The organism is Fictibacillus nanhaiensis, assembly GCF_042686385.1.
GTDB classification, from domain to species: Bacteria; Bacillota; Bacilli; order Bacillales; family Fictibacillaceae; genus Fictibacillus; species Fictibacillus nanhaiensis.
Window position 1 is genome coordinate 17,941 of the sequence record NZ_JBHUPF010000016.1, and the last position, 15,147, is coordinate 33,087.

General features: G+C 41.3%; 13 protein-coding genes and 1 tRNA gene. All 14 read right to left on the bottom strand.

What is annotated here, in order from left to right; genetic code table 11:
• Positions 1–175 precede the first annotated feature (175 nt).
• The 14 genes from spoIIE to pth all read right to left on the bottom strand — a co-directional run bounded on the left by spoIIE (position 176) and on the right by pth (position 15,082).
• Positions 176–2,671, bottom strand: a complete 2,496-nt coding sequence (gene spoIIE, locus ACFS5O_RS20125; RefSeq protein ID WP_205724261.1) for a stage II sporulation protein E — start codon at positions 2,669–2,671, stop codon at positions 176–178.
• A 323-nt stretch (positions 2,672–2,994) separates the two neighbouring features.
• Positions 2,995–3,071 (bottom strand) — tRNA-Met (locus tag ACFS5O_RS20130).
• 406 nt (positions 3,072–3,477) lie between these two features.
• A complete protein-coding gene (locus tag ACFS5O_RS20135) occupies positions 3,478–3,921 on the bottom strand; it encodes a S1 domain-containing RNA-binding protein (RefSeq protein ID WP_066390538.1) in 444 nt (147 codons plus the stop codon).
• Positions 3,922–4,012: 91 nt separating this feature from the next.
• Positions 4,013–4,372 carry an FtsB family cell division protein gene (locus ACFS5O_RS20140; protein ID WP_205724260.1) on the bottom strand — a complete coding sequence of 120 codons (360 nt, stop codon included), beginning with the start codon at positions 4,370–4,372 and terminating at the stop codon, positions 4,013–4,015.
• 20 nt (positions 4,373–4,392) lie between these two features.
• A complete protein-coding gene (gene yabQ, locus ACFS5O_RS20145) occupies positions 4,393–4,992 on the bottom strand; it encodes a spore cortex biosynthesis protein YabQ (RefSeq protein ID WP_205724259.1) in 600 nt (199 codons plus the stop codon).
• Positions 4,989–5,297, bottom strand: coding sequence for a sporulation protein YabP (yabP, locus tag ACFS5O_RS20150; RefSeq protein ID WP_066390532.1), 309 nt, complete (start codon positions 5,295–5,297; stop codon positions 4,989–4,991). The genes yabQ and yabP overlap by 4 nt, the downstream gene beginning before the upstream one ends.
• A 470-nt stretch (positions 5,298–5,767) precedes the next feature.
• A complete protein-coding gene (locus tag ACFS5O_RS20155; protein ID WP_066390530.1) occupies positions 5,768–6,034 on the bottom strand; it encodes an RNA-binding S4 domain-containing protein in 267 nt (88 codons plus the stop codon).
• Positions 6,035–6,036: 2 nt separating this feature from the next.
• Complete coding sequence (locus tag ACFS5O_RS20160; RefSeq protein ID WP_066238167.1) at positions 6,037–6,309, bottom strand: HU family DNA-binding protein; 273 nt, start codon at positions 6,307–6,309, stop codon at positions 6,037–6,039.
• Between the two features lie 127 nt (positions 6,310–6,436).
• The gene (gene yabN / locus ACFS5O_RS20165; protein WP_205724258.1) at positions 6,437–7,879 is read right to left on the bottom strand and encodes a bifunctional methyltransferase/pyrophosphohydrolase YabN; all 1,443 of its coding nucleotides are present in this window, start codon (positions 7,877–7,879) and stop codon (positions 6,437–6,439) included.
• Positions 7,879–9,465 carry a putative polysaccharide biosynthesis protein gene (locus tag ACFS5O_RS20170; protein WP_205724257.1) on the bottom strand — a complete coding sequence of 529 codons (1,587 nt, stop codon included), beginning with the start codon at positions 9,463–9,465 and terminating at the stop codon, positions 7,879–7,881. Before ACFS5O_RS20170 ends, yabN begins: the two co-directional genes overlap by 1 nt.
• A gap of 222 nt (positions 9,466–9,687) precedes the next feature.
• Positions 9,688–10,224 carry a stage V sporulation protein T gene (gene spoVT / locus ACFS5O_RS20175; RefSeq protein ID WP_137792166.1) on the bottom strand — a complete coding sequence of 179 codons (537 nt, stop codon included), beginning with the start codon at positions 10,222–10,224 and terminating at the stop codon, positions 9,688–9,690.
• Between the two features lie 141 nt (positions 10,225–10,365).
• Positions 10,366–13,905, bottom strand: a complete 3,540-nt coding sequence (mfd, locus tag ACFS5O_RS20180) for a transcription-repair coupling factor (RefSeq protein WP_205724256.1) — start codon at positions 13,903–13,905, stop codon at positions 10,366–10,368.
• A 321-nt stretch (positions 13,906–14,226) separates the two neighbouring features.
• Positions 14,227–14,457, bottom strand: coding sequence for an anti-sigma-F factor Fin (gene fin, locus ACFS5O_RS20185; RefSeq protein ID WP_205724255.1), 231 nt, complete (start codon positions 14,455–14,457; stop codon positions 14,227–14,229).
• Between the two features lie 64 nt (positions 14,458–14,521).
• Positions 14,522–15,082, bottom strand: coding sequence for an aminoacyl-tRNA hydrolase (pth, locus tag ACFS5O_RS20190; protein WP_205724254.1), 561 nt, complete (start codon positions 15,080–15,082; stop codon positions 14,522–14,524).
• Positions 15,083–15,147 lie beyond the last annotated feature (65 nt).

Sequence of the window (15,147 nt, forward strand, 5' to 3'; positions counted from 1 at the left end):
CACTTATACATAAATACTGTCCAGTTTTCACTATTTACTGTCCACTTTTTAAATTTTACTGTCCACTTCTGCCAAAATACTGTCCACTTACAAAAGCGAGCGCGCATCACGAAAAGACTACAAATAAAAAGACCGCTCTTTTTTCAAAAAAAGAACGGCCTCTTATTCTTATAAACTATTGAGCTTTCTTTCGGTTGATCGCGACTTTCGGATATTGAGGAACAGTTGCCCACTTAGGAATATTTTTCTCAATCTTAGTAACAGCGACCGTCATATCATCCTCGATCCCGTTATTTCCTGAACGAATCACTTCTTCCATGATCAGATCAGCTATCTCTTGTGGATCCTCTGTATCGATCTCTCTGATCTTACGCTTTAGCCACGCATCGATATTTTCGATATGACGTGGAGCTTCATAGATCCCATCACTCATCATGATGAGAATATCTCCTGCTTTCAGCTGTTCATCCACTACGTCCACATCAAAGTCCCGAATGATTCCCATCGGAAGATTGCTTGCTTCTACCGTTTTGATCTGGTCTCCTCGTTTAATAAAACTCGGGGTTGAACCAATCTTTAAGAACTTAGCAGATGCATCTTGCAGATCGATCATCGCAAGGTCTAGCGTAGAAAAAATTTCATCTGTTGTACGTAACGAGAGCACAGAGTTGACTGACTTAATGGCCACTTCTTCTTCAATACCAGACTGAAGAATTTTTTGCAGTAGCTGAAGCGTTTCATTGCTTTCGATGAACGCTCGTTCTCCGTTACCCATTCCATCTGCGATCGCAACAGCAAACTTCCCAGCACCAATCTCTATCGTTGAATGGCTATCCCCCGAAAGCCATGCTCCTCCTTTAGCTGCTGAGGCAATACCTGTTTCAACCACATATTCTCGTGCTGAATGAAAAGAGAGATGACAGAACCCACTCGGATAGTTCTCACAATCTTCATGTGTCACGAGAATCGTCTCTTCCAATATGTCGGATAAGATCGGCGCGATCAGCTTCTCAGCGATTCCTGAACCGTTGCAAGAAGGAATGGTCATTTCAATATCTACGTTGGACGTTTCTAAACTATAAATATCTACGTGGCCAACATCAATTCCTGCTTGAGCAAGAGAGTCTTTGATCTGCTCTTCTTGAATTTGGTGGTTCTCTTGTTCCCGTTGTATCTCTTTTGCAAAATCGCCCATCACTTGTGAAACACCCATCAATTGGTCAGCTACTAAACGACGGCTTTCTTGCACTTGTATCTTTAATTTTTGAGAAGCTCGATATTGCGTTAGTTCTTTATTCATAAGATCTGTTATCTTTTCAGGCTTGATGCAATGCTTTTCCCATTCTCGTTTTAATTTTCGATCCTTAATATCACTATAATCTTCTTGCTCGACCATCAGCCTAGTCATCAGGTCGTAAGTTGTTGTGAAGTTCTGCGCCCAACACTGTTCTTTCTTAAAACAAGTCTGGCACGTTTTTTCTGTAATGTTGCTCAAGAAAAGATCCACTTCACGTGTGCTCTCTTCCTCATTTAAAGAGGAACCTACCGATTGAAACGAATGTGATAACGCTTGGAAGAGACTTGAGAATCGTTCAACGCGACTCGCGGTCACGTCGCGGATCTTCTTTAAATATTGCTGCTGATGCATCGAATGCTCTCTTGTGCCTGGTACATATTTTGAAATGTTGCTGATTGCCATTTTTGGCGTTAGAAGAAAAAGTAGAACAGCAAACCCTGATTCCATCAAGGTAGATGTGATTTCGGATCTGCCCTCACCATATAAACCGATCATGACGGTTCCGATGATAAGCCCAAGACTTACACCGAATCGTTTACCCTCTTTTAAAAGGCCACCGAGTAGTCCTGAGAAAGCTAATAAGCTCATTTGAGAAAGGCTTGCTACTTGCGCGAGGCTGAGGATCAGACCTGTCACAACACCCACTGTAGAACCAATCGCAGCTCCTCCCACAAAAGCAAACAACAAGACTAAGTAACGTGAAACAACATGTTCTACCGCTACATCATTGATCTGCCAGCCGATCGTACCGGTCATGACAGAAGCTAGAAGGATCATCAAGCAAACAATCTCTTCGTTTTTTAACGATTGTGGTATTTTTTTATTCGTTAAAAGCGGTATGCTTTGAAGAAAGATTAACGTAAGAACTAAGCTTAGTCCTCCTTCCACTAACGCAAGCATCGTATCTACCCGCTCTAAGCCTCCTTCGCCGAACATAGAGAACACGGTTCGCGTGATTAAGGAGGAACCGAAAACCAAGAGCGGAAGACTTTGCATGCGATTCTTTATGAACAGATCCGCTCCTTTTTGAAGACTGGCATAAACGAGTAAGGCACTGATAAAAAATAAAGCGTTCATTGGTTGATGCGACATCGCTCCTGCCAAGATCGCAAAAACAGCAATGCCTGTCCGCTCTTTTCTCAAAACGAATACACTGGCTACAAAAGGTAAAGCAAAGGGAGACATCTCAGCCAGAATCATAGCTCGTCCTAACAAAAAACCAATTCCAAACAACAGCATTCTCCAGTTAAAAATGCTCTGGTTCAAAATCTGAAGCCATCTCTTACTCGTCTTCGTTACTGCCTGCTGACTCTTTTCTACCCAGACCATTCCTCTGATCGGTTCGAGTACCTCTTGTTCTACCTTCTGCCACATCCCATACACCACCCGTTTCCAATTTGTGTAACCATTATAAACAGGTTTAGAACAAAGATTTTGTCAAAAGAGCAGTTTAAGATTTAAAAACTTATCGACGGACTTCTCCACTAATTCACGAAAGAAGAGCAAAAGCGGACAACATTCTTACAAAAAGAGAAAAGGAAGTTTCATTTTTAAAGTTATTAAGGAGAATTATGAAGAAAAATATAAAGGGATTGATGTTTAAAAATAGTTTGATGGAATGACAGAAAAAGAAATAAAAAAGAGCAACCGCTGACGGATGCTCTTGTACGTTTGTATGTAGATGTCCAAATTAAAAATGGTAGCGGCGGAGGGAGTCGAACCCACGACCTCACGGGTATGAACCGTACGCTCTAGCCAGCTGAGCTACACCGCCATTTGTAAAAGACACAAGTAGTATATTACATCTATCCTGCCACTCTGTCAACGGTTCTTTAAAAATTTGTCGAAAAAGATTTTTGTATTACTCTTGAAAGGAGTTGATTTCCGCTCCAGGTTGCTCGCTTTCCACGGGGCGTGCGGTGAGCCTCCTGCCGCTTTGCGCCATTAGGAGTCTCCACCTGACCGCTCGTCCCGCAGGAGTCTCGCACCTTACACTCCAGTCAATTTTCAAAGATGACAAGATATTTTTAGCAACAGATTTCCGAAAAAACTTTTGTTCTTTAGCAATGCAAAATAAAAGACAGTAATTTGATTGAATGATAAAAACAAAAAAGCACCCTATTCTTTTAAGAATAGAGTGCTAGCCATATATAGATGAATGAGCATTAAAAATGCAACAATTATCCTCTTCGGCCGCCGCGGCCACCTCTTTTTGATTCAGTACTACGCTTTAAAGTAGTGAGTCGATCTTCACTATCTTTAAGGAATTTGTTCATCTTATCCTCAAAAGATAATGCCGTTGAATGGTTGTTACCGCCTCGGTTAGGACCTTTGCGCGATTTGTTAAATCCGCCTCTTGCAGGAGCTGGTCTACTAGCAGATGCAACATTTTCTTTTGCTTTCTTGATAGATAAACCGATCTTCCCGTCCTTTTCGACGCTCATAACCTTAACTTCGACTTGATCACCAACTTTAAGAAATTCGTTGATGTCCTTTACGTAATTATCCGCAACTTCGCTAATATGCACGAGTCCTGTTGTACCCCCTGGCAGCTCTACAAACGCTCCAAAATGAGTAATCCCAGTAACTTTACCTTGCAACTTGCTGCCTACTTCAATTGACATGCAAAAAATGCTCCTCCTTAAAAAATCTCCTAAGATATCATTACTTATTATACAATCGAAAAAATCTGCGTGTCAATCTACGCTTAATGCTTTATTCTGGAAGTTTAAAGATTGTTTCACCAGGTTTTGACATAAAAAAGTCACGTCTGGCGATTTCTCCAATGTATTCTTCGTCTTTTAGTTTATTCACTTCATCTTTAAGTTGTGCCTTTTCTTCTAGAAGAGCTTTATATTCGTCGCTTAATTCTTTTTGTTCCGTCTGTTTTTCATTTAAAAGGGAGAGCTGTTCTGCAATACCCGTAATAATTAAAAAAGCAAAAAAGGAAAATACGATAAAAGCCCCCGTCAAGCGCCTGTATAAACCACGCTTACGTTTAGCGATCACTTGCTCATGACGCTCTTTATTCTGGATGTATTGTGAGTGAATCTCTGTTATTTTTTTCTGGCGCATTTGTTCGCTGTTCCCCTCCTTTACTTCTTTTTTCCCTTCCAATTGCTGACTTTATTCTTCGCAGAAATGAAAAACCCTGCTAATTTTGAATATTTCTCTTTTAAATTATACCATTTTTGCTTAGGTATGAAACGCCATATGAGTCTTCCAACCCATTTAAAAGGAGAAAAAAGAATCATGAATAGTACCATAATAATTTTCCGCAAGATGTTAAGTACATATAAAAGAATAGCGGATATGAGCATAACTAACCATTTTATCGGCATAACGATTAAAGAGTTAAGTAAACGGTATAAGAAACGGAAAAGTGAGGTGACCGCTGATACCATCCACTCAAGTATCTTTTTATAGATTCGTTCAAAGAGTGCTCGGTACGCCGCATATCCGCAAATGAGAGCAATAAAAATATAAAAACGAATCTCTGCGTGATTCACGTGTAGAAGAACATAAAAGACCAGCAAAGCCTGTACCAACCAAAACATCAGATCGTTTAAGAAATGGAGCCAATGCCACTTTCGCTTCTCATGAATGAATCGGCTGTACGTATCGACAGCCATTCCGATCCATATACCCATGAGGACCATAGAGAGCATCGTTTCAAACTGTACGGTTAAGGTCATTTGAACAGTTTGCCGAAGAAGCCTTTAGTCTTTTCACCGGTCTGCTGGTCGAGGTAAACGAGATCGAATACTTTTCCTTCAATATTCACAACACCTGATTCCACATCAAGATTTTTCATCTTCAAGTTGGTCCCGCGGATCGCTAAAAAGCCCATCGTTGTCTCAAGCAAGAACTCTTCATTATCAAAACTTTCTACTTGCTTCACACCCGTGATCTCTAAATTCTTTCTTCCTATCATTCTTACATCGTGGTTTGGTGTGCTCACTTTTTGATTATATCCATTCAGATCATATCGTTGGTCCATACATTCCCCTCCTCTATTCCATACAAATGTATGAAACATTAAAAGAGAATAGAACAAGCTGTACGAATTGCTGAATGTTTTGGAGCAACCCAAGGTGTTTTTCTAAAAGGTTGTTACCTTTGGGTCTTGTTTCATTCACTTCATTGCAAGTTGATTGGAGTGTAAGGTGCGAGACTCTCGGCTAGGACTGGCCGGCAGTCCTTAAAGTGGAAGTGGCTCGTACAGCCCCGACAAGCAAAAGATGAATGGGTTTGAATGCGCACTTTGCCTTCTTAGCCATTTAACTTTTGACCTCGAGGGGCTAGCCACTGCAACTAGACAGGTGAGACACTTATACCTGAAATGTACGAATGTGGCTCACCGCCTGCCCCGCGGAAAGCGAGCACCCTGAAACGGAAATCAACCACCTACAGGAGCAACAAAGATTGCGAAAACAGCAAAAAGAAAAGAACCTGAAAAAATCAGGTTCTTTACTCAGTCGTTTCGATGCGGTTTTCTTCGAGGACGGTGTACATGTTATCCGCGTCCTCTTTTTTGGTCGTATCTTTAAGCTCATTGATCTTAACCTTAACAAGCTTTTGACCAAAACGTATCGCAAGCTCGTCCCCCACTTTTACATCAGAGGAAGCCTTCGCCTGCAATCCGTTAATGGAGATACGCCCTTGATCTGAAATCTCTTTCGCCACGGTTCTCCGTTTGATCAGGCGCGAGACTTTCAGAAATTTATCTAAGCGCATGCTTACTTAACAGCTTCTTTCAGCTTGTTTCCTGCTTTAAATGCCGGAACAGTTGCTGCTGGAATTTGAATTTCTTTACCTGTTTGAGGGTTGCGGCCAGTACGGCTAGAACGCTCGCGAGTTTCGAAAGTTCCGAATCCAACAAATTGTACTTTGTCTCCGTCTTTTAGAGCAGAAGTGATTTCATCGATTACGCCATTAACGACTGTTTCTACGTCTTTCTTAGTAAGTCCTGACTTTTCTGAGATATTTGTTACCAATTCATTTTTGTTCATTTTAATTACCTCCTAAAGTTTCTATCAAAGATTTCGCTAGAAACCCCCTATAATTAAGGGTTTCATGATATTTCTCGAGAAAATATTCTCTATTTTTCACTATAATCCTTCTTTGTTGAAAAAAAAATTATTTTGCCTCGTTCCAAAGACGGTCCATTTCTTCTAGAGTGACGTCCTCAAACGAAAGGTTTTGCTTCTTCAGTTCCTGCTCGATGTAGTTGAATCGCTTCTTAAATTTACGGTTTGTTTCATTGAGAGCTTCTTCAGGGTCTATCTTGTAAAAACGGGCTAGATTCACAACAGAGAACAACAGATCACCTAATTCTCTTTGCTGTTCATCGCCTTCCGCTTCTTGAAACTCTTTTAGTTCTTCTAAGATCTTATCGACCACCGGTTCAACTTCTTTCCAGTCGAAGCCAACTTTTGCCGCCTTTTTTTGATAAAGAAACGCTTTTTGGATAGCTGGAATTCCCTTTGGCACACCATCTAGTAATGAATCACGATCTTCTTTTCCTGCTTCTTGTGATTTGATCGCATCCCAGTTCGCTACAACCTGATCTGCATCCTCTGCAGAAACATCACTAAAAACGTGTGGATGACGACGAATCATCTTTCCGGTTAACGTTTCAATCACGTCTTCTAAAACAAAGAAGCCTTCATCCTCGCCAATTTGTGCGTGAAGTAGAACTTGAAGCAGCACATCTCCTAATTCTTCAGCTAGAGCATCATCGTCTTCTTCATCAATCGCTTCTAACACTTCGTAAGCTTCTTCGATCAAATACTTCTTTAACGTTACATGTGTTTGCTTCTGATCCCACGGGCAGCCTCCTGGACCGCGTAATCGAGCAATAACGTTTTTTAAGAAAGCAAAGTCTCTGTATAGCAGCTCCTCTTCTTTTACGGGGGGAACATACACAGCGGTTAAGTTATTCAATGTTACAGACTGATCTAGCTCGTATAGTGGTACTACTTTAATAGATTCCTCAGCACTTCCTGCTGCTGTTACGATCGTTACTTCATAATCGTCTGGATACTTATCCATCAAAGTCAGCTTTACTTCTGAAGCGATAAAGTTGTCGTATACTTGCACGATAACAAGGTGATGTCTGATCTGAACCTCATCTTTTTTCAAAGAAGTTCCATCTAGGATCTGGCAGCCTTCAATCGGATCAATCTTGAGTGCTGTATACATTTCATCAAGGAAACTCTTTCCGCCTGCTACCGAAACCTCGATACCTTTACTCTCACTCTTATGAAGAAGAATCTGCACCACTTGCTCCGCAACTAACGGGTGACCTGGCACAGCATAAAGGACATGACCTTCTACCTCAGCTTGTTTAAATAGGGTTTCGGCAATTTCTTCGTACACTGGCTCAAACTGATCATGTTTTTCATAGACTTCATCAAACGCGACGAATTGCTTTCCTTGTTTCATTAATTCTTCAATCGCGGGGTGATGAATCGTACGTACGTAAACTTTTTCAGCTGACTCTAACACGCGATAGATGCCCAGTGTCATCTGGTCTAAATCTCCTGCACCTAACCCTATAATTGTTATCTTCTTCGTCATCATGGTCTCCTTTTTTTAAGACGTTTAAACACCTTCTGAATAAAACCAATAGAATGAAAGACGGAGTTCCATTCATTTTGAGAAAATATTTTAAATACTAAGATACAGAGAATATAGATCACTGCACCAATACATGAAGCACTGATACTGATCAGCATAGCTTCAAAGCGAGTATCTGCCGTGAATAAATAGTTTTTCGTCATATAGATCCATGTCCATACACCAGCACCCATCAAAATCAGAGAGATGATTAGTGTAAGGAGTGTTGTTTTTCTGCTTCCGGTTAGAAACTTCGTAATGGTCTGAAGCTTCATTAGTTGTGCGATCGCCGCAGCCATTGTGGCCAGAACGGTAGATCCGGCTGCTCCTTCCATCCCGAAAGAAGGAATGAGCACCAAGTTGCCAAGAATTTTTATCAATACCGCGATAAGAACGGTATATGCCGCAAACCGACCATGACCGATTCCTTGTAGAAGTCCTGTGGTCGTATAGATGATGGATACGAAAATAATTGAAATACAGAGGATAGCAAGAGCAAGCGATCCATCATCATTTTTAAACAGCATAACATTGAGGTGTTTCATAATAAAGATAAGCCCGATTGCCGCTGCCCCGCCAAAAACGATAGAAATTTTCACGGAGAGCTTAGCAAGCATTCGAATCTCTTTTTGTTTCTTTTCTGCAACAAGTGATGCCATCTCCGGCACAACAGCAAGTGCTACAGATGCGGCTAGCACTGTTCCTAACTGAAGTAGGGGTTGACCACGGTCAAACACACCTTTCAATAGTTTCGCATCATAAGCCTCCATGCCGCTTTCTATCCAAACATTAACGAAAAGAAACGCATCAACCAGCTGCATCAACGCTAAAATCAGTGCGCTTAATGACAGGTAGATGCTCGTTTTTAACAGCTCTGCAGCATATAAAAACCTAAATTTTGCTTGAGAGCTATATCGGTTCGCTACCCCTTTTTTCCAAAAGTAAAGAAGAAACAAACCTGATGCGATTGTACCCGCAACCGATCCTGAGAGTGCTGCTGCTCCTGTTTCATAGCTGGAATATCCTTTTGAGACAAAATAATAGGATAAAAGTAAGATGCCTGAAACTCGTATCGTCTGTTCGATCAACTGCGAAACAGCAGTCAGTTGCATGTCACCGAAACCCTGATAGGTTCCCCTAAAAAAGGCAGAAAGCGGAATAAACAGAAAAAGAACAGATATGACTTTAATCGGCAGTTCTAGATGCCTGTCTCCCATCCATTCAGCGATAAATGGCGCCGCTAAAAATAAGAATAGGAAGGATACTAAACCTAACATAACGGAAGTCCATGCCGCAGTTTTAATTAAATGATCGTCATTGTTTTTCTCAGACACGATCATTTTTGACAGAGCCATCGGAAAACCTGTAAAAGCAATAGCAACGGCTATCGCATAAAACGGATAGGCTTGCTGAAACACATAAAAACCAAAATCACCCGTCATGTTCTGATAGGGAATTCGGTATACTACGCTGAGTAATTTTACGATAATGGCTGCTGCAGTCAGCAGCATAGCCCCTTCCCACACGGAATAGTTCTTTGTTTTCATAAAATAACCTCAATATTTATAACATATATATTTCCCGGGACGACAGAAGTCGACACTTCTTGTCCTCATTGAACATAATTCAAGATATTATACCATAGTCACTCTATATCGCCCGGCGATATACGATTCGTAACTGGTTATTGTCCCGGAAAGCGCTCCTCTAAAACGATCAACGCCATCAAAATTCGGACAAAAAAAAGAAAGAGCATGGATCGCCCTTTCTTATTGTTCCATCTGTCTTGCTAAGAATCCCGCTGCAGTTTCAGCAAGTTTTTGCTCAAGTTCAGTAAGCTTCTTACCTTCTTTACCAATCATAACGACTGCTCCGATCGGATCTCCACCTGCGATGATCGGCGCGATCACGTGAGAAGTGTTTTCTTTGATCCCATCGATCAGCTCCGCTTCCGTTCCGTTCGGTTCTACTAACGTCTTTCTGTCACTCATGGAAGCTTCTACTACTTTACCGATGCTTTTATTGTGATAATCTTTCTTGGATCCGCCAGCTACCGCAATGTATGTATCACGGTCAGCAATTAACACAACATGACCTGTACTGTCTGCAAGGCTTTCTGCATATTCCTTTGCAAAATCACCAAGCTCGTTGATTGGAGAATATTTCTTTAAAATGACCTCTCCATCACGGTCTACAAAGATCTCAAGCGGGTCTCCCTCACGAATCCGAAGTGTTCTGCGGATTTCTTTTGGAATAACTACGCGCCCGAGGTCATCAATACGTCGAACAATACCAGTTGCTTTCATATAAATAATGCCCTCTCTTTCGGATGTTGATGAATCATTGATGTAACAAAATGGTTCCTTCACAGAAAGAATGTTCCATTTCCTAGGTTTATTATTTGTTACATCTCCTGTTCTATTCACGAAAGAGAGGGTTATTAAAATTTATGGTGTATTTGTTGTCTTTTCTTTCCTAGCATGCTTCATTTCTTTTAGGAAAAGATCAATCTGTTTCAACAAATCCAGATCTTTAACTCGTTTACGATTAATAACCACTTTCATCAGATTACCCTGCATGCCCAGATTCACATGACGGCCAATCTTATTGGCGATCTCGAACATCTTTCCTCCATCAAGCGATGAAGTCGTCTTCTCGTTTAGAATCATGTTCACCGTATCCTGCTTCTGTTCGATCAACTTAACGCCTTCTCGTTTCGCGCGGAGTTTAATGCCTGCTACTAAAAGTAAACATTCCACTTCTACTGGGTAGTCACCGAAGCGATCAACAAATTCCTCTTGTAAGTCGGATATGTCTTTTAAAGCTTTTGCCGCACGTACGTGTTTGTACATCTCGATCTTTTGCTTTTCGTCACCGATATAATTGGTCGGAATATAAGCGTCTACCTCTATGTTAAGGTCAACGTCTTCTTCCACTTCTTTCGGTTTGTTACCTTTTCTTTCTTGTATCGCTTCTTCAAGCATCTGCGAGTATAGATCAAACCCGACAGAGTCGATAAATCCATGTTGCTGAGCACCTAAGAGATTACCCGCACCACGAATAGAAAGATCTCGCATCGCGATCTTAAAGCCTGATCCTAACTCCGTAAATTCTTTTATCGCCTGAAGACGTTTCTCCGCAACTTCTGTTAAAACTTTATCTCGTTGATACGTGAAATACGCATAAGCGACACGGTTTGAACGACCAACACGTCCTCTTAACTGGTAAAGCTGGGAGAGTCCCATCTTATCCGCATCGTACACGATTAATGTGTTTACATTAGGAATGTCTACACCCGTCTCGATGATCGTCGTAGATACTAATACATCATAGTTTCCTTCTAAAAACTCCAGCATGACACTTTCAAGCTCATTCTCAGACATCTGACCGTGAGCATAGGCGACACGACAATCCGGAACAAGCATCGAGATTTGCTCTGCCATTCGTTCGATCGAATCGACTCGGTTGTATAAGAAATACACTTGCCCGCCGCGACCCATCTCTCGTTCGATCGCTTCTCGAACGAGAGAACCATTATAGTCCATTACATACGTCTGTACCGGGAAACGATTCTCAGGCGGTGTTTCAATTACAGATAGATCACGAACACCGAGCATCGACATATGAAGTGTACGCGGAATAGGTGTTGCCGTTAACGTAAGTACATCCACATTAGATTTTAGCGTTTTGATTTTTTCTTTATGAGTAACACCAAAACGCTGTTCTTCATCGATGATGAGCAAGCCTAGGTCTTTATATTGAACATCTTTAGAAAGTAGACGATGTGTTCCGATCGCGATATCGACCGTGCCAGCTTTTAAGCCTTTCAGTACTTCATTTTGCTCTTTTTTAGATCGAAAACGACTTATGCTTCCGATCGTGATCGGAAATTCGGAAAAACGCTCACGAAACGTTTCAAAATGCTGCTGAGCTAAGATTGTAGTAGGAACAAGGAACGCTACTTGCTTACCATCCATGATGGCTTTAAACGCAGCACGGATCGCCACTTCCGTTTTACCGTAACCAACATCTCCACATAGAAGACGATCCATCGGACGGACGCTCTCCATGTCTTTTTTGATCTCTTCAATGGCACGAAGCTGATCATCTGTTTCTTGATAAGGAAAGCTTCCCTCAAACTCACTCTGTTCTGCACCATCTTCAGCAAAAGCATATCCTCTGCTCGCTTCACGCTCTGCATAAAGCTTGATGAGATCATCTGCAATATCTTGAACAGAAGATTTGACCCGGCTCTTCACTTTCTTCCAATCACTGCCGCCTAGAGAATAGATCTTAGGTTCTTTGCCTTCAGATCCTACATATTTTTGAACTTGGTCGATCTGTTCAACTGGAACATACAGCTTGTCGTTTCCGGAATATTTAATATGCAGGTAATCTTTATGAACGCCTTTGATCTCAAGCGTTTCAATCCCTAAGTACTTACCGATCCCGTGATTCACGTGAACGACATAATCGCCTACTTTTAGTTCGGAATAGCTCTTGATGCGCTCTGCGTTCGTCATCTTCTGTTTTCGTGCAGGACGTTTTGCTTTTTTCGTAAACACTTCTTCTTCTGTGATAACAACAAGCTTTTGCTTCACAGATTCAAATCCGCTTCCAAGATCTCCAAGTAAGATCTGGCTCGTTTTCGGCTGAATGTTCTGATCCGCCGCAATGATACCTGCATCCATCTCATAATCTGCAAGTACACGTTCTAATCGGTTCGCTCGCTCTTTGTTCATCGCTACAAAAACGATCGCAAATCCAAGCTTCTTCCAGCGGTCCATCTCACCTTTTAAAACATTCATCTGACCGTGGAAATTCTGCATGCTCTTACATTCTACGTTCAAAATATTTTGAGGCTGTGTATGAGGAACATGTCTTAAGAACAAGGATAAATAGATAATAGGGAACGCTTTTTTATCACCAAGCAAACCACTCGTATCAGGCGAAATCGTAAGGTCCTGTACCAGCTCTCCATGCTCAAGTAGTGCCGTCTGCCATTCCGCCTCTTCTTTATCAAGCTGCTGACTCGTTTCTTGAATGCGGCCGATCTCATCCATAACCACTAGACTGTTAGGTGATATGTATTGCAAAAGGCTCGCCGGTTCATCGTAAAAGAGAGATGCGTATTTATACATGCTTTGAAACTGTTGCTTTTCACGTAATCGGCCCGTTTCATAGCTGATATTTTCAACGAGTGTTTCTTTCAATGCATCATCTTTAAGATTTTTTAAAGTTGATGCCAACTTCGCATCTATTCGGTCTGCAGCATTGTTATAATGTTCATCAAAAAGAATAAGTTCTTCGGCTGGTGCAATAGAAATAGCCTTTACTTTATCCTGTGAACGCTGTGTTTCCGCTTCAAAGTATCGAATAGAATCGATCTCTGTGTCAAAAAGCTCGATTCGAACAGGGTTCTTTTCAGTAAGCGGATAAATATCTATAATGCCACCGCGCACACTGAATTCTCCTGGTGTTTGAACCATCGATGAACGTTCATAACCCATCGCAACTAATTTTTTCAAGATTTCATCCGAATCGATATCTTCTCCTACTTGAAAAGCAAGGCCTGCTTTTTTCCACACATCAACGGGTGGCAAATATCGTCTTAGCCCTGCAACCGGCGTGATGATGACACCTTTAAAAGATCGACTCAGCTGATTTAAAGCCTCAATTCTTTGGCTTTTTAATTCAGGACTCGATATAGCCATCTCAGATGAAATGAGATCATTGACAGGATATAAATAAACTTCATCTTCAGATAAAAGAGAAGTTAGATCCTCATAAAGTTTTTGTGCTTGAAAAAGATTATGAGTGACAACGAGTTGAGGTTTACCTGTATTCTCGTGAAGACTACTGATCAGCATCGTTCGAGCAGAGCCTGAAAGACCAGCGACGAGTTGTTCTTTCAGTCCTCCGTTGATGCCATCCATTATGGATTTAAAGTCTTCTCCCTGACTAAAATATTTCTTCAATCCAAGCATTTCTTACTCCCCCTCTCACAAGAGCTAGTCATGGTTCTATAAACAGTGATCTTTAAAATTTTGGCTTTCGGATGTTTCTGTAGAAACCCCTTCATTGATAAGTTGATTGTAGAGTAAGATGCGAGACTCCTGCGGGACAAGCGGTCAGGTGAGACCCTTAAAGGCGCAACGCGGCAAGGGGCTCACCGCCTGCCCCGCGGAAAGCGAGCATCTGAAACGGAAATCAACTACTTTCAAAAACATCAAAGGAATACAAAAACAGCTATTTTAAACAGAAAAAGGCTTTGGCCCGCTTAGATAGGCTGTGGCCAAAGCATTACCTTATTGAATAAAGGATTTCAGCGTATGATACTCAGGATTACGTTCTAGCGTATCCTGACAATCCTCACATGTCGTTGTAACTTCTATATCTCCATTCTCTTTATAGGAGAGTAATTCCTGCCGTTCTTCGTTACTTAATGTTTCAAATCCAAGATGTGCTGCATTCACAGTATGGTGATCAATCGTACCCACATGTGTTTTACAATGCCTGCACCGGTAATGAATAGCCATGCACAGTCCCCTTTCGGTTAGCATTATACTAACCATTATGAGCGGAACATGTGTAATCTATTCTTTAGCCGTTAAACTTATTCATAACTTTATCAAATGATGTGTCTAGAAAAGCTTCACATGCTTTCACAGATCGATCAATACCATGTTCGATATCTACGGATTCCTCTTTTGAAAAACGATTTAATACGAAGTCTGGAACGGGCTGTTGGTTCGTAGGGCGTCCGATTCCAAATCGAATTCTTTTAAATTCTTGCGTGCCAAGGTGAGCAATCATAGATTTAATACCGTTGTGCCCGCCTGCGCTTCCCTTTGTACGAAGTCTTAGTTTTCCTGGAACCGTGTCGAGATCATCGTACACGACGACCATATCTTCTAATGGAATCTGAAAATAATCCATGAAGGGACCTATACATTCTCCAGATAAATTCATATACGTTAGCGGCTTTAATAAGAATACTTTTTCTCCTCCAACCACACCTGTTCCGTAAATTCCTTTGAACTTGGTTTGTTGCAGGGGGATATTTAAGGAGTCTGATAATGTATCTATTACTTCAAAACCTATATTATGCCGGGTGCCATCAAAACGAGATCCGGGGTTCCCGAGCCCAATAAACAATTTCACTTTATGTTCACCTTACCTTCAATTGTCTTATAAACATTATACACAATTGGGATAACAGAATAAAA

Excerpts from the sequence above, each read along its gene's own strand:
- spoIIE (WP_205724261.1), bottom strand. The coding sequence starts at position 2,671 with ATGTGGCAGAAGGTAGAACAAGAGGTACTCGAACCGATCAGAGGAATG.
- ACFS5O_RS20135 (WP_066390538.1), bottom strand. The coding sequence starts at position 3,921 with ATGTCAATTGAAGTAGGCAGCAAGTTGCAAGGTAAAGTTACTGGGATT.
- ACFS5O_RS20140 (WP_205724260.1), bottom strand. The coding sequence starts at position 4,372 with ATGCGCCAGAAAAAAATAACAGAGATTCACTCACAATACATCCAGAAT.
- yabQ (WP_205724259.1), bottom strand. The coding sequence starts at position 4,992 with ATGACCTTAACCGTACAGTTTGAAACGATGCTCTCTATGGTCCTCATG.
- yabP (WP_066390532.1), bottom strand. The coding sequence starts at position 5,297 with ATGGACCAACGATATGATCTGAATGGATATAATCAAAAAGTGAGCACA.
- ACFS5O_RS20155 (WP_066390530.1), bottom strand. The coding sequence starts at position 6,034 with ATGCGCTTAGATAAATTTCTGAAAGTCTCGCGCCTGATCAAACGGAGA.
- ACFS5O_RS20160 (WP_066238167.1), bottom strand. The coding sequence starts at position 6,309 with ATGAACAAAAATGAATTGGTAACAAATATCTCAGAAAAGTCAGGACTT.
- yabN (WP_205724258.1), bottom strand. The coding sequence starts at position 7,879 with ATGACGAAGAAGATAACAATTATAGGGTTAGGTGCAGGAGATTTAGAC.
- ACFS5O_RS20170 (WP_205724257.1), bottom strand. The coding sequence starts at position 9,465 with ATGAAAACAAAGAACTATTCCGTGTGGGAAGGGGCTATGCTGCTGACT.
- spoVT (WP_137792166.1), bottom strand. The coding sequence starts at position 10,224 with ATGAAAGCAACTGGTATTGTTCGACGTATTGATGACCTCGGGCGCGTA.
- mfd (WP_205724256.1), bottom strand. The coding sequence starts at position 13,905 with ATGCTTGGATTGAAGAAATATTTTAGTCAGGGAGAAGACTTTAAATCC.
- fin (WP_205724255.1), bottom strand. The coding sequence starts at position 14,457 with ATGGCTATTCATTACCGGTGCAGGCATTGTAAAACACATGTGGGTACG.